15 protein-coding genes are annotated in these 12,860 nt (G+C 68.0%); 3 read left to right on the forward strand and 12 right to left on the reverse strand.

What is annotated here, in order from left to right:
* Positions 1-355: 355 nt before the first annotated feature.
* Positions 356-751, forward strand: coding sequence for a hypothetical protein (locus ABEA33_RS26310; protein ID WP_345530110.1), 396 nt, complete (start codon positions 356-358; stop codon positions 749-751).
* Positions 752-845: 94 nt separating this feature from the next.
* Here the strand turns inward: ABEA33_RS26310 and ABEA33_RS26315 are convergent, their stop codons facing one another.
* Entirely contained in the window at positions 846-1,190 is a 345-nt protein-coding gene (locus ABEA33_RS26315) for a hypothetical protein (protein ID WP_345530111.1), read from the reverse strand.
* Positions 1,191-2,524: 1,334 nt separating this feature from the next.
* Between ABEA33_RS26315 and ABEA33_RS26320 the strand changes: the two genes are divergently transcribed.
* Positions 2,525-2,740, forward strand: coding sequence for a hypothetical protein (locus ABEA33_RS26320; RefSeq protein WP_345530112.1), 216 nt, complete (start codon positions 2,525-2,527; stop codon positions 2,738-2,740).
* Between the two features lie 156 nt (positions 2,741-2,896).
* Here ABEA33_RS26320 and ABEA33_RS26325 read toward each other — a convergent pair whose 3' ends face one another.
* From ABEA33_RS26325 to ABEA33_RS26375, 11 genes are all read right to left on the reverse strand, one after another.
* The gene (locus tag ABEA33_RS26325) at positions 2,897-4,069 is read right to left on the reverse strand and encodes a DUF2254 family protein (protein ID WP_345530113.1); all 1,173 of its coding nucleotides are present in this window, start codon (positions 4,067-4,069) and stop codon (positions 2,897-2,899) included.
* Between the two features lie 116 nt (positions 4,070-4,185).
* Positions 4,186-4,608, reverse strand: coding sequence for a DUF1622 domain-containing protein (locus ABEA33_RS26330; protein WP_345530114.1), 423 nt, complete (start codon positions 4,606-4,608; stop codon positions 4,186-4,188).
* Between the two features lie 37 nt (positions 4,609-4,645).
* Positions 4,646-5,113, reverse strand: a complete 468-nt coding sequence (locus ABEA33_RS26335; protein ID WP_345530115.1) for a DUF7144 family membrane protein — start codon at positions 5,111-5,113, stop codon at positions 4,646-4,648.
* Positions 5,114-5,171: 58 nt separating this feature from the next.
* The gene (locus tag ABEA33_RS26340; protein ID WP_345530116.1) at positions 5,172-5,330 is read right to left on the reverse strand and encodes a hypothetical protein; all 159 of its coding nucleotides are present in this window, start codon (positions 5,328-5,330) and stop codon (positions 5,172-5,174) included.
* A gap of 1 nt (position 5,331) precedes the next feature.
* On the reverse strand, positions 5,332-5,808 hold the full coding sequence (locus ABEA33_RS26345; protein WP_345530117.1) for a DUF6325 family protein: 477 nt from the start codon (positions 5,806-5,808) through the stop codon (positions 5,332-5,334).
* Between the two features lie 57 nt (positions 5,809-5,865).
* Complete coding sequence (locus ABEA33_RS26350; RefSeq protein ID WP_345530126.1) at positions 5,866-6,804, reverse strand: formylglycine-generating enzyme family protein; 939 nt, start codon at positions 6,802-6,804, stop codon at positions 5,866-5,868.
* Between the two features lie 128 nt (positions 6,805-6,932).
* Positions 6,933-8,438: an arylsulfatase gene (locus ABEA33_RS26355; protein ID WP_345530119.1), complete on the reverse strand. Its 1,506-nt coding sequence runs from the start codon at positions 8,436-8,438 to the stop codon at positions 6,933-6,935.
* 44 nt (positions 8,439-8,482) lie between these two features.
* Positions 8,483-8,749, reverse strand: a complete 267-nt coding sequence (locus ABEA33_RS26360) for an HAD family hydrolase (RefSeq protein ID WP_345530121.1) — start codon at positions 8,747-8,749, stop codon at positions 8,483-8,485.
* Positions 8,739-9,389: an HAD family hydrolase gene (locus ABEA33_RS26365; RefSeq protein WP_345530122.1), complete on the reverse strand. Its 651-nt coding sequence runs from the start codon at positions 9,387-9,389 to the stop codon at positions 8,739-8,741. The genes ABEA33_RS26360 and ABEA33_RS26365 overlap by 11 nt, the downstream gene beginning before the upstream one ends.
* A 161-nt stretch (positions 9,390-9,550) precedes the next feature.
* Positions 9,551-9,754 (reverse strand): hypothetical protein, encoded by a 204-nt coding sequence (locus tag ABEA33_RS26370; RefSeq protein ID WP_345530123.1) that lies wholly within the window; start codon positions 9,752-9,754, stop codon positions 9,551-9,553.
* 52 nt (positions 9,755-9,806) lie between these two features.
* Complete coding sequence (locus ABEA33_RS26375) at positions 9,807-11,270, reverse strand: helix-turn-helix transcriptional regulator (protein ID WP_345530124.1); 1,464 nt, start codon at positions 11,268-11,270, stop codon at positions 9,807-9,809.
* A gap of 42 nt (positions 11,271-11,312) precedes the next feature.
* Between ABEA33_RS26375 and ABEA33_RS26380 the strand changes: the two genes are divergently transcribed.
* Entirely contained in the window at positions 11,313-11,852 is a 540-nt protein-coding gene (locus ABEA33_RS26380; RefSeq protein WP_345530125.1) for a hypothetical protein, read from the forward strand.
* The last annotated feature ends 1,008 nt before the right edge of the window (positions 11,853-12,860 follow it).

A 12,860-nucleotide genomic window follows, 5' to 3' on the forward strand; every position in this document is an offset into this window, starting at 1 on the left:
CCCACGTCTACGCGCAGTTGCCGGTCACCACGTCGTACACCACTCTGCTGGACTCAACTTGCGGTCGGAGCGAGGCTGCGACGCCCGACGGCGTCGCGGTCGCCCGATTCCAGGATGCGCCGGATCGTCGAACTTGGCTAGTGCTCAATCCCGGTCACCCGCCTTATCTCCCAGGTACCCCTCCGCCACCAAGCCGCCTCCTGGCCACATGTCCACGCCCTCGATCCGGCCCTCCACCTGTCGCAGTCGCGTCTTCGTCCGTCCGTCGCGTTCCCCCCAGCTCTAATTTCGTCACACGGTTTGCAGATCGAGGGGTACCCCGTAATCGGTGGCGTTCTGGGCGCACCTGTGGGACATGGACGAGTCGGCTGCGACGTGCAAGCTCTGCGGGAACCCGCTCCCGCCCAGGAAGGGCCGTGGGCGGCCCCGGATTTACTGCAGCGACCACTGCCGCAACCTCGCGCACGAGGAGCGCATCCAGGAACGCTACGAGCGAGAACCGGTCGAACCGCCCGTGGCGGTGCCCGGCAGTCTCCTCGACCGCTGGGCGTCCGAGGGCGCGAAGTTCGACGAGATCGTCCAGGATCCGTACCTACTCGGTCGGTTCATGGACGACCTCATGTGCCGCATCGCGGTCGACCACATCCTCGAGAACCCCGAGTACCAACACGCTGTGAACCAGCTGATCGTCACGTTCTTCATGATCGGCCGCATGTCGGACGGGTCCTTTCAGCTCCCCATCGTCGTGTGAGTGCCTCGACGTCTCCTCCATGCTGGGTGCGCCCGGCGGTGAAGTGACGCCGTGAAAATGCGTGCGGGTCGCCGCAGATGCGGACGTTGATGGGTCAGCAGGACCCTGTCAGGTAGAGCAGTTGGCCGCCCTCGTCGTCCTGCCAGACCCCGGCGTTCCACAACTCGTGCTTGCCCAGCTCCTTGCTAGTGGGCTGAGCTGCGACAACGTATGGCCGAACCTCAGCCCACTTCCGCGTGGCGGCATCGCCGTCGAACCACTCGAACTGACCGCTGGCGTACATGTCGAGAACGAGCGGTACGCCTGAAGCCACAAGATCGTCGGCGGCACTGCGCTTCATCTTGGTGCCTCGCCGGGCGTACCCGCGTCCATCGGCACCGGTGATCTTGCCCTGATCGCGATGATCAGCCTGCTGGCAGTCAGTGAGGTCAGTGCCCATGGCGCAACAATAGGAGGTGGCGAGGACGTCCGGATCTCGGAAAGATTCGTGCCACCAATAGGCGTTGGAAGGACGTACCTCTTCCGACGGCGTAGAGCCAGAGCCATCGTTGGGTGATGACTGCTGAGACGAACTTGCCGAGCCTGCTCGATCAGGTGTCCTCCCACACAGATGTCACGTATGGGGACCTTGCCCTCATCGGCGCCGCGCTGTTGACGACCGTGACTTCGGTCGGGCTTCACGGCTGGGCGTCCCCTGGTAGCACCCTCGACTACACAACGGGCCTTAGGAGACCGCACGATCTGGTTGTCCGCGACTTCATCGCTTGGACTGCGCATCGCAAGTCAATGGCAGACGGATGTGAGGAGCGGCTCCGCTCATACGTCGATGAGAGCGGTTGGACGGCGCATCTGGAACACCGAATGAGTGACTTGCTCAGCCACGGCGTTCCTCCCGCGGAAGCCGGTTCGACTGACTGACGTGCAGTCGCGGCGGATCGACGCGCCGTCACGTCGGCTGATCGCGGAGCACCAGGACGACGACCAGTCGTCTCGCAACGGCGCTGGTTGATGACCGGTCGGGGCGTTCGGCGCAGCAGTGCGCGCCACCGCAGGGTTGCGGTCAACGAAGTTCCTGGCCCCTGGCCAGATGTAACTTACCCGGGCGTGCTCGGCGCGGCAGGAACTCCTCGTCGGTCAGTTCTGAGAATCGATTCTGATAGGTCTCATCGTTGAAGACAACGAACGTCCCGGTCGGCGCAGGCCGGACGGCGCAGAATCCGTTCGAGGCGACCCCGACCTACGGACCTCCGTAGCATGCGTGCCGCGTGAACTGGGTCGCGTCACGGCACCTTGAGCGGAAGAGACGATGAGATCGCCGGAGGAGCGGCAACCATCGAGGATGTCGGTCCTATGCCATGGCGTAACGCCTTGTTCGGAGTTTGTACGCGGGGCGCACCCATACGGGGGCTCGACACCCATCACGACACTTGGAGGCAGAACTCGCTCGCGCGGCGACGGCGTACCTATGCGCCCGGGGTCGTACGTGCGACTCCCAGCTCAGCGCGGTCCCGAGGACTCCTCGCGACCGGAGACCTCGCCGGCGATGGCGACTGAGCAGCACGGAACTGAACGGTCCCGGTGACTCACCGGCACCGTACGACGAGCGAGGATCGGTCCGGGTGCCGTCGCGCGGACGGGCCGCCGAGGCGAAGTCAGCGTGCGGGCGGACATGGCCCCATGGTGCACGGTCAGGTATCCCGAAATCGTGGATACCTGCCCTGGTCGGGGAGGGGGACACCTGCGTTTGCGCAGGTCAACAGGTATCCCTAAGTCATGCCAGGCACGGTCCCGCCGACCAGCCCATTCCGCAAACTGAGTTCCTTTTCTTCGACGGCTTCGAGGCCGGCGCTGCTTATGGCGCGCGAGCTCGCGGGCGACGACGCGATCTTCCTCGGTGGTGGTGCCGACCTGATCCGACAGGGGCTCGCGGCGGGAGTGGTCGAGCTCGCGATCTCCATCGCGCTACTCATAATGGAAGGGGGAGTTTGAGGATCATCGAGCGTGACGGCAGCGATCGCTCATCAGCGGATCCGCGCGCCCGACAGACGGCGGACTGGGGCACCATCAAGCCGAGCGGATCGCCGCTCCGGACACGCACCGCACACGATCTGTCGATCGGCAGCACACCGAGGTGGAAGGTGATGGTTAGAGGTCGCCACCGTTCCGACTCGGTGCGGTCAGCTGATCCTGGACCTGTGTGATGAGCTGGGTGAGGGTTGCGTGCCGGGGCGCCGGTGACAGCGCCAGCATGTTGGTGAGCAGCCCGTGGATCTGCTTGAGCACCATAGGGGCGTTGGCTGCGTATGGCAGGAGGTCTTCGACGCCGGTGTGGAGGTAGTCGTCCCCGGTCGGCAGGACCAGGCGGACTCGGGAAGCGCCGGTATGGTCGCTGATGTCGGGCAGGTCCAGGTCCCGGACCGCGAGAGCAAGCAGGAGCCCTTCGATCGCGTTCACGGCGTCAACCGCTGTTGCCGGGTCGTTGACGGCGGAGGACATGGCTCGCATAGCGATGTCGGCGAGCAGCCGGAAGGCGAGCAACGGATCCTGGTCGAAGGATCGCTCGGTACCGCGCACGACAGCGTCCCGAACGATCTGGTCGGCGAGGTCGCCTCCGTGGACCTCCGCCAGGGGTGCACCTTCGTGGAGGGTCTCGCCGACGCCGACTCGGAATACGACCAGCGCGTCGGCGTCGGCTGCTGCGTCGACGAGCTGGCGCAGGTCGAGCTGCTGGATGACGCCGGGGGGTCCGAGCCACGTGACTGTTCGGCCCGGTCCAGGGATTGGCCCAAGGGGTGGCGTGGGGTCGTTGCCAGGGGTAGCGGGTTGGTAGAGGTCCTCGATGACTGCTCTGCCTCGTGTGGTGATGGCGGCCAGCACGTGGGCGAGCTGCAGGGCGAGGAAGGCGCGGGTCTGCAGGGCGCGGATGAGTGCGAAGACGGTGAGCACCGAGGTGACGGCTGCGATGGGTACCAGCAGCGAGACCTGGTCTTGGTTGCTGGTGACCACGCCGGCGCTGACCGAGAAGACGAACACTCCGATGGTGACCGCAAATGTTCCCCACACCAGGGGACTGTCGCGGAACAGCCCGAGCCGCGGGGTGAACGTGCTGGCCGACCATTCGACGACTCCGAAGAGGAGCGAGAAGACGATGGTGACCACGCCGATCACACCGAGTCCCATGGTGAACAGCAGCTCGGGCAGGTGGCTTCCATCGACGGTGGGACCGGCTCGCAGACGCGGCAGCAGGATCCCGAAGGTCAGACCGCCGGCTGCGCACAGGAGCTGGAGCAGTCCAGCGCGCAGTTGGCGGCGGGCCACCAGCAGCCGTCGCGGGGGGCGGTGGGCCGTGAATGGCGCTCCGTTCGTGCTCAGCCCGGCCACGGCGCAGCGCTCGGGGGCTTCGGGTGGCGAGCGTTCGCGGGGCGCACTCGACCTCAACCCTCGGTGGTGGGTTCTGGCTGGCCGGCTGCCCGGGATCGCTGGGCGGCCCGGGTGGCGCGGGTGGGTCCGCTGACCAGTGCCCGCCGCCAGGGGAGCGTTCCCTCGATCTCGACTTCGAGGGAGAAGCTGAGCACGGTCCGGATCAGCACGATGACGCCCAGCACGGCGACGTTCTCGAGTGTGGGTGCGACCGCGACGGTCTGGATGAGGTCGGCGGCGACGAGCACTTCGAGCGCGAGGAGGAGCGCGGCGCCGAAGGACTCGCGCAGTGTGGTGAACCCGGTGTGTCCGTCCGAGGTGCGTCGCCATGCTGCGAACGCGAGCCAGGCGGACCAGAGGAAGCCGATGACGAGGATGACGGCGCCCAGGACCTCGAAGCCGTGGGCCACGTGCTCCATCGTCTCGGTGAACTCCATCTGGACCCGCCTCGTTTGCCCGTGGGTCTGTGATCGCCTACGGGCGGGGCGAGCCGGGGACTTCGGTGGTGGCGTCCCAGGCTGGTGTCTTCATCTCGGCGCCGTGCACGGTGACGGCCCAGATGACGAGGACGTCGAGGGCGATCATGAGCGTCGACCAGATCGGGTAGGCGGGCAGGAACGCGACGTTGACGAGGGCGCTCACTACGGCGACGACGACGGCGAGGATCCGCGCCCACAGCTGTCCGGCGAGGAGGCACGCTCCGGTCAGGATCGCGAGCGCACCGCCGATCACGTGGACCCATCCCCACGCGGTGTAGTCGACGTTGACGACCAGCCCTTGGGGCCCGACGACGTAGACCTCGTCGCGGAACAGGGCGACGAGGCCCTGGATGATGTGGAACGCGCCGAGGATCATCAGCATGGTGCCGGCGAAGACGATCCAGCCGACCCATCCGGTCTGGACGCGGCCCGAGGCGGCGGGGTACTGGCTCTGCGTGGTCATGGTGCTCCGATCCGGTGCGTCGTGGAAGGTGGCGGTATCCCGTGTCCGCCGGGTGGTCTCAGTCGCGTCGGTCCTCGCGACGGTCCTCGCGTCGGTCCTGGCGGCGGTTGACTCCATGGACCACGACGGCGGCAGTGGCGGCTGTGGTGGCGACCCGGGCGACGGGTGCTGGTCCGATGACGGCCGCTCGGCGGACCCGTCGGCGTGCGATACCCATGTCAGGCACCTTCCTTGGCGAGTTCTTCGTTGTCTTCCTCGATCACGGCGAGGAGGGCCTGGATGGGGATGCGGCCGCTCGCGATGAGCTGGCCGCCGGCTCGGCGTACGGCGGACCCGAACGGCGCGGCCCAGGTGTTCTCCCAGACCAGCACGGCCGCTGTGCTTCCCGGCTCGACGGCGGCGGCGACGGCGGTGACGTCGTCCTCGCTGAGCAGCATGGCCAGCTCGGTCTCGTACGAGCGGAGGCCGCCGAGCTCGCTGTCGTCGACGTCGGAGAGCTCGAACGCGTCCAGGGTGCCGTCCTCGTCCTTGCGGAGGATGAGGAGGTCGAGGATGCGCACGATGCCGCGCTCGACGAGGGTCTCGAGCTCGGGCACGATCTCGCCCTTGAACCGGCTGCCGGGGAACTCGACGACGATCCAGTCGACTGGTCCCAGCTCGTCGACGAAGTCGGCGGTCTCAACGCTTTGTGTCACGACAAGCTCCTGCTCTGAGCGATGGCCCGGTGGCTCCGGGTCTCGATCAGCATCTGCCTACGCCGGCGGGGGTGGCTCACCCGTCGCGTCGTTCACCCGGGTGATGCACCGGAACCCCAGGTGGGAGGTCGAGGTGTCGACGGGCTGGGCCATCCGGGCGGCGGGGCGGTAGCGGCGGCAGTAGTTCGGGGCGCACAGGTGGGAGCCGCCCTTCATCACCTTGCGGGGGATCTGGACACCGGCCAGTGCCGGGTCGTGGCTGCTCTCACGCGTTCCGCCGCGGGGGTTCTCGATCGCACAGCACGCGTGGGCGGGCCGCTCGTGGGCGCCGTACCAGTCGCTGGTCCATTCCCAGACGTTGCCGATCATGTCGACGAGCCCGTATCCGTTCGGCGGGTAGGAGCCGATGGGGGCGGTGCCGACGTGCCCGTCCTCGCCGGTGTTGTGCACGGGGAAGTCGCCCTGCCAGGTGTTGGCCATCCAGCGACCGGCCGGGGTGAGCTCTTCGCCCCAGGCGTAGGTGGCGCCGTCGAGGCCGCCGCGGGCGGCGTACTCCCACTCGGCCTCGGTGGGCAGGTCTTTGCCGACCCACCGGGCGTAGGCGACGACGTCCTCCCAGGCGACGTGTACGACCGGATGGTCTGCCCGGTCGGTGATCGAGCTGCCGGGACCTTGGGGGTGGCGCCAGCTCGCTGCGGGCACGTAGGTCCACCAGTTGAACGGGTTGTCCAGCGACACCGGATGTTGCGGCTGTACGAAGACCACGGATGCGGCACGAAGCAGCTTCGGGTCCGCCCCGGGGTAGTCGGTCGGGTCGGCGTCCCGTTCGGCGAGCGTCACGTAGTTGGTCGCGTCGACGAACGCTGCGAACTCGCTGTTGGTCACCGCGTGCTGGTCGACCCAGAAGCCGTCGACGGCGACGCGACGAGTCGGCGCCTCCTCCGGATAGTGCTCGTTGGAGCCCATCTGGAACGTTCCGCCCGGGACCCAGACCATCCCAGGCACCAGCACACGCTGCGGCGCATCCCGCGGGGGAACGGGTGGCACCGCACCCAGGTGTGCTGGTGCCTGGTGTTGGGGTGGTTCGGTCGGCCGATTCACGGTTGGCGCTCAGCTGGGGGCGGTCACTGGGCGGCCGCCGCGTGCAGCACGCGTTCGAGCATCTGCTGCGGGTTGAAGTCCGGCGGTGGCTGGCGTGGCGGGAACTCCTCGAAGGTGGCGGCGTGCTGCTGCACGAGCGCCGCTGCCGGCAGCACGGTCCAGAGCTTCTCCCCGGCGTAGAGCGGGTAGCCCGGTGCATCCATGTGCTGCTCGAGCGGGTCGACGCGCAGGTTCACGGGCCGTGGGACGGTCGGGCGGAGCATGGCTCCGGCGAACCAGTCGTCCTTGACGAGGAAGTGGACCTTCCAGTTGTTGTAGCGCAGCGCGAACAGGTCGTGCTCGCCGTAGTAGAAGAACTCGTGCCTCGGTGACTCCTCGACCTCCCCGGACAGGTACGGCAGCTGGTTGTAGCCGTCGAGGTGGACCCGGAAGCTCTTCTCCCCGGCCTGGTGACCCTCCAGGAGCTGCTCCTTGATGTCGGGCACGCCGGCGGCGGCCAGCACGGTCGGGACGACGTCTTCGAGGGACAGGATCCCGTTGAGGACCTGGCCGCCGGGGATGGAGGCGGGGTAGCGGATGGCGAACGGTGCCCGGAAGCCGCCTTCCCAGCCCAGGCCCTTCTCGCCGCGGAACGGGGTGGTGCCACCGTCGGGCCAGGTGAACTTCTCGGCGCCGTTGTCCGAGGTGAAGACCACCACCGTGTTGTCGGCGATGCCGAGGTCGTCGAGCTTCTTGAGCAGCTCGCCGACGACCCAGTCGAGCTCGGCCATCCCATCGGCGTACACGCCGAGCCCGGTCTTGTCCTTCCACCTCTCCGAGAGATGGGTCCAGACGTGCATCCGGGTCGTGTTGTGCCACAGCAGGAACGGTGTCTCGGCTGCGTGTGCACGGTCGATGAAGTCCAGCGACCGCTCCAGGAGGTCGTCCTCGACGGTCTCCATGCGCTTGCGGGTCAGCGGGCCGGTGTCGGTGATGGTCTGCTTGCCGACCTTGCCGAAGCGTGGGTCCTCGGTGGGGTCGTCGACGTCGGTGGCCTTGCAGTCCAAGACACCGCGGGGCATGAAGAACTGCTGGAAGATCGGCAGGTCCTTCGGGTAGTCGGGCTGCTCGGGCTCCTCCTCGGCGTTGAGGTGGTAGAGGTTGCCGTAGAACTCGTCGAAGCCGTGCCGGGTGGGCAGGAACTCGTTGCGGTCGCCGAGGTGGTTCTTGCCGTGCTGTGCGGTCATGTAGCCCAACGGCTTGAGGAGCTCGGCGAGGGTGGGGTCCTCGGGCTGGATGCCTTGCTCGGCACCCGGGAGCCCGACCGTGGTCAGGCCGGTGCGCATCGGGATCTGCCCGGTGATGAACGCGGCCCGCCCCGCTGTGCAGCTCGCCTGCGCGTAAGCGTCGGTCATCATCGCGCCCTCGGCCGCGATCCGGTCGATGTTGGGGGTCTTGGTGCCCATCATGCCGCGGTGGTAGGCGCCGACGTCGAACCAGCCGACGTCGTCGGCGAGGATCAAGAGGATGTTGGGCTTGTCGGTCGCCATGGTGGTGCCTCTCCTGGGTCGAGGTGCGTGTTGCCGGGTGTCGTTCACCGGGCGTCGGTGGTGAAGATCTGCTCGAAGTCGTCTCTCATGCTGACCACCAGCCAGCCGTGGTCGGCTGCTGCGGCAAGCGCTCGTTCGGCGTCGTGGTCGTAGGCGTACTCGCGCTCGTCGTCGTCGTGATGGACCAGGACCCCGAACCGGGCGGACTGGAGCATCTCGATGTCCCCGTTGGCGTTGCCGGCCGCGAACGCGGGAGCGAACCCGGTGCGCTCGAAGATGTGGATGGGTTTGCCCGGTCCGTCATCGAGCACCCTGCCCAGCGTGCTGCCGCGGACCAGTTGCCCGCCGCGGTACTCGATCACCGGTGCGGAGCCGATGACCGCCTCGCGGGGGACGTCGTAGATGTCCTCGGCGACGACGCGGACGAAGTCGCGCCCCCCCGCCGGTGGTGATGAGCACCTTGAACCCGCGCTCGCGCAGGTAATGCATCAGCTGCACCATCGGGACGTAGGTCAGGTGGTGCAGAGGCACGTCGAAGCGGGGGTGGCGGACCACGTCGAAAAACTCGGTGACAGCCGCCTCGAAGGCGTCGGGGGTGATGTTGGCGAAGGCTTCCCCGGCACCCTTCAGCAGGTCGCCGAAGTGGGCATACGGGTCGCCGAACCACGCGTAGTCACTCTCGACGGCGGCCTTGTAGGGCTGGACCTGACGCAGGGCAGGGTCCTCGGTGACCATCGCCTGCCACCGGATCAGCAGGAGCATGAACTGGGCGTACATCGGCTTCTCGCACCACAGCGTGCCGTCGTTGTCGAACGTCGCGATCCGGCCCCGGGGCTCGACGTACGACGGTGAGCTGGGCTCGGTCATGGCGCCGATGACCTCGAGGAGACGCATCTTGGTGGGTCCGTCGCGCCAGCCCGGGAGCGCGTCGAGAGCCGGTTGCGGTGTCACGTCGCCCCTCCCGTCGCGTGGTCCGGATCCGATGGCGCGCTCAGCCTGCTGGTCGTCCACGGGCGAGCGTGTCACCGCTGTTCCCGACCTGTGCTCACCCTGCTCGGCGCTCACCCGGGTGAACCGACCGCGCCGCTCCGACACGCGGGTCGTCGTGCCCGTCACGGATCCACCTGGAAGGAGATGACGGTCAGACCGAGGTCGTAGAGCCGTCGGAGCAGCCCCTGGAGCTCGGCCTGGTCGGCCACCGACCCGGACAGCTCGGACTTCCCATCGCCGACCACGGTGGTGAAGCCCGTGAACGCGTCGTGGAAGCGGTCGTCGAGCTCGCCGTCGACGGTGATCGTGCACGCCTTGTGCCCCATCGGACGATCATGTGCCGTGGTCATCGGTGGGCGGACCACCTCCCGGCACCGTTCACCCGGGTGAGTGTGGCGCGGCACCATCCAGGTCGCGCAGCCGCGCCAGCGCCTCGGCGCGAGTGGAGACGCCGAGCTTGCGATAGCTCGTCTTGAAGTGCGACTTGACGGTGTTGTACGAGATGAAGAGCTGTTCGGCAATCTGTCGCTGGACCAGGCCCGCGGCGGCCAACCGAAGCACGTCGAGCTCACGGTCGGACAGCTGCTCGCCGAACTCAGTCGTCGGCCGGTGCGGGACGGTCGTGAGGCGACGAGCATGCGTTGCCCGGTCACGGACCTGACCGGGGTCGGCAATCCGATCCAGGACCTCCTCGGCATGGGTGATGGCATCCAGTGCCGCGGACGTCTCGCCGAGCTCGCGGTAGGCGTCGGCGGCGAAGAGATGCGCCAACGCGTGCCACGTACCCCGCGGAGCTGTCGCGAGCAGCGCGGCGGCCGTCTCGAAGCAGGCGAGTGCTCCACGGACGTCGCCGTCACATTGCGCCCGCTCGCCAAGGGCAAGGTGCAGGACCGCAGCGATCAAGGTGCGCTCAGCGCCGATGGCTCCCAGCTGTTCCAGCGACGCCCGGGCCATGGTGCCCATGCGTGGCGAAACATCATCGGCGGCAACCTCGGCGAGCGCCAGGTTCCCGACCGCGAAGGCCAACAGGAGCGGGCGGGCGTCAGGAATCTGGCTCACTGCGCGCCGCAGCGCCGCCACGGCCTCCCCGAAACGGTCCTGCAAGTACAGCGCCTGGCCCAGGCATGCCAGTGCCACGCCCTCCCACAGCGAGGACGGAGCCGACTCGATGGCACGCCGGGACGCTGCGGCGGCCTCGCTCACGTGCGACACCGCCACGACACCCTGGAGGAAATCAACACGGAAGGCGAGGGTCAGCCCTTCGGCGTCTGCCCGGTCGGGTGCGCCGGCACGGGCGACTGCCAGCAGGGCCAGGGCGTCGTCATAGCGGTTGTCCAAGGTGGCCGCGACCGCACGAACGAACGCGAGCTCCGGTTCCTCGAGCGCCTCAGGCCAGCTCAGGGCGTCCAGCCACCGTCGCGTGGTCGAGGATCGGCCGGACGCCGCCATGACTTGGGTCTGGCTGGCTACCAGCTGCGCCGCGGCGTCGACGTCGCGGGCGGCGATCGCGTGGTCCGTCGCGGTCTCGAGGTCTCCGGACTGGGCCAGCCAAGCTGACGCGCGGGAATGGAGCACGGGCACAAGCTCGGGGGACGTGCGGGCCAGCTCGAGCCGCAACGCTTCCGCGAAGAGCTGATGCGGGTAGTACCACTGCGTCTCGCCGTCGGTGGTCAGGAAGAAGTTGGCTCGCTCCAGCTCGGCGAGCCGAGTACCGGAGCTGGTCCCGCCGACCACCGCGTCGCACAGCGGGCCGTTCAGGCGTCCCAGGATGGAGACCTGGAGCAGGAACGCACGGGTTTCCGGAAGCAGCAGGTCCAGCACGTCTCCGGTGAGGTAGTCCACGACCTGTCGACGCTCTCCGGTGAACGAGTCGATGAACGCCGCGTGGTCGCGTTCGGGGAGCAGGAGAGCCGCCAGTCTGATCGGCGCCGGCCATCCCTCGGTCCGTTCTGCGAGGCGCTCGACCTCCGAGTCAGTCAGCTCGCTCAACCCCACACCCCTGAAGAATGCCGCGACCTCCTCGACAGCGAAACGCAGGTCGTCCGCCCGAACCTCCACCAGCTCGTCAGATGCTCGCAGCGCGGCCACTCCGACCGCGGGATCGGAACGCGTGGCGACGACGACCTGCAACCAGGCGGGTCGGTATCGCAAGAACGTGGCTACCTGCTCGTCGACGGTCGGGCTCTCTGCCAGGTGGAAGTCGTCGAGGATGAGGGTCATCGGGCCCTGGGTGGTGTCGAGCTCTTCGAACAACACCGGGAGAACGGCTGTGTCGATCTCATCGGGGTTGGCGCGCAGCGCTGCGATCGATCGCTCGCCGATGCCGGGCGCGGAGCCGGCGAGGGCGGCGATGACGTGGCTCCACAGGCGAACCGGCTCTGCGTCCCCAGCATCGAGTGTCACCCACGCGAAGGGCTTTGTTGATCCGTCGGTGGCGACCCACTCGGTGAGCATCGTGGTCTTGCCGTATCCCGCCGGCGCGGAGACGAGAGTCAGGGCACGATCGTGTCCGTCGCGCAGCAGCTCCAGCAGGTGCGGTCGGCTGATCGATCCACGCGGTCGCCGGTGGGGGACCAGCTTGGCTGCGATCACGCCGAGCTCGGGCCCCCTTGCGACCGGTAGCGACGGACCTCGTGGTGCTGGCACCTTCACGGAGCACATCCTCGCCCGGGCGAAGCAACGCCGGGACCAGGCACAACCCGGAGGTCGTTCAGCCGCGGTCCGGGGCACCCTCGAACGGCGTCCATCACACTCGGGCCTCCGTTCGTCACGCCAATACCAGCGTGCAACCTTCGACGGCGTGGCGCTTCCCCCAATGAGGGTGATCTGCGCCCCGCACGCACAACCGTGCTGGCGGCGGAGCCAGACCACCCGGGTGATGACGCCCCGGGGTGATCACAGCCGCCGATGCGCGTACGAGGCTCGTAGCGCCAACCCGCATCTCGACGGCAGGAACGAACTCGAATCGAGGACGAGATGACCTCCCAGCGTGCCACGCGGAAACGTCGTCCTGAGACGACAGATAGTCGGCCGCCAGCCGCGACCCGAGGTCGCGTCTGGCGCCGGCGACACACCCGGTTCGTGCGCTTCGTGGCCGACGGCACAGGGCTCTCGACGGGAGAGGCGCAGGTGCTCATCGCAACGACAGCTGCCTCGGTACTCGTTGCCGTCGCCACAGCGGCCTCCGTCGGAGCTCTCCGACTCCTGGACTTACTGACAGATGGCTAGACACGTTCGAGGCCCACAAGGCAGGTCACTGGACTTGAGCCGCCGAGGGCGTGGGAACCCCCCACCACGCCACTGACGGCCTATCAGCGCGTCCGCGCCCAAGGTGACCTCGACCTGCCGAGCGGATCTGGGCAGATCCGTGCGTCCGACAGGCGGCGGAATGACCGCCCCCGCGGCAAGCGCTCAAGCACCAACAACGTGAGG

Origin of the sequence: Nocardioides endophyticus (assembly GCF_039543845.1) — a bacterium.
Classification (GTDB): domain Bacteria; phylum Actinomycetota; class Actinomycetes; order Propionibacteriales; family Nocardioidaceae; genus Nocardioides; species Nocardioides endophyticus.